The 1,129-nt window shown below is 66.1% G+C and carries 2 protein-coding genes and 1 pseudogene; all 3 read right to left on the bottom strand.

The genetic code is table 11. The features are described 5' to 3' along the window. A partial coding sequence (locus G495_RS0114590; protein WP_028588370.1) for a hypothetical protein occupies positions 1-372 on the bottom strand: 372 nt, incomplete at its 3' end. Further along, positions 357-878, bottom strand: coding sequence for a DUF5049 domain-containing protein (locus G495_RS0114595; protein ID WP_028588371.1), 522 nt, complete (start codon positions 876-878; stop codon positions 357-359). The genes G495_RS0114590 and G495_RS0114595, both read right to left, overlap by 16 nt. 11 nt (positions 879-889) lie before the next feature. Continuing rightward, positions 890-1,129, bottom strand: a pseudogene (locus G495_RS0114600) (amidoligase family protein); the annotation flags it as partial.

Here is a 1,129-nt window from a genome sequence, read left to right on the forward strand (position 1 = left end):
CAGGTAGTCGGCGTTGTAGATGGTGCCGTTGTGGGTGCCGATGACGATCCCGGCCCGGATCGGATGGTTGTTGCGGTTGTTGAACTCATTGCCCCGGGTGCGCCAGCGGGTGTGGCCCATGAGGATGGTGGTCTCGTTGTCGACCTGCCCGAGCAGCTCCTGGAACGGCTTCTCGTAGACCAGCTCGTGCGCTCGCATCGGCCGCTTGAAGATGCGGTGGCTGCCGTCGGTCTTGAGCCAAGCCAGACCGGAGGCGTGCGGGCCGCGTTCCTCGCTGTGCAACAGCATGCGGATGAAGACCTCGCGCAGGTAATCCCGCTCGTCGGGCCGTCTGCGCTTGCGGCCGAAGATGATGCCTACTTGTCCGCACATGGAGCCGGGTCCTCCTTGCCGCCGAAGTTCTTGGCGAGCTGCCTCGTCCCCTCGAGGACGAAGACCGCGTATTCACGCCGGTGGTCCGCCAGCCACTCGGCCACCTCCGGGTAACCCATCTCGGCGGTCAGCCGGGTCACCTCCGGGTGGTCGAGCATGTTGGTGCGCCCCGAGAGCCGCACCGTCTCCAGGGCTTCGAGGAAACGTTCCGGCCAGGGATCGCTGGCCTTGTCGTCGGGCAGGAACTCGATCAGGCCGTGCCGCGCCAGACGGGTGAGAAACTCGGCGGCCGCAGCGGCGGCTTCCTCCGGCAACGGCTGGGTCGGCCCGCCTTCGATGCCGGAGAGCACCTCGGTCATGTAGTCCCGGGGCGCTCGGCTGGCGGTAAACGGCGTCTGGCCGCGCATCAGCTCGACAACTTCGAGGCAGTCGGCGGCCTGAATGGTTTCCCCGCTGCCGGGGATCGGTTCGCCGTCCAGCGTGGTGGAGCGGATCAGGATCTTCATTGGGCACCTCCTTAAACAGTGAGGCCGGGAACTTGCCCGGCCTCGTTGGTGAGAGTGGTGGTTGTTTCGTCCGGAAGGACGTCCTCCGGTTTAGGCCGTCCGTTCTTGAAGGCGGCGTCGCCGGGCATGTTGGCCATCAGATGCTTGCGGGCGGTCTTGAACTCGTCGCCGATCAGGCCGAGGTGGAGCAGGAAGACCCGGAAGTCGTACTTGGCGCTCTGGGGATCGAAGTCCCGCTTGCGGCTGGAGGC

This window comes from Desulfocurvus vexinensis DSM 17965, assembly GCF_000519125.1.
Classification (GTDB): domain Bacteria; phylum Desulfobacterota; class Desulfovibrionia; order Desulfovibrionales; family Desulfovibrionaceae; genus Desulfocurvus; species Desulfocurvus vexinensis.

Coding starts and splice junctions, on each gene's coding strand:
- G495_RS0114595 (WP_028588371.1), bottom strand. CDS start 878: ATGAAGATCCTGATCCGCTCCACCACGCTGGACGGCGAACCGATCCCC.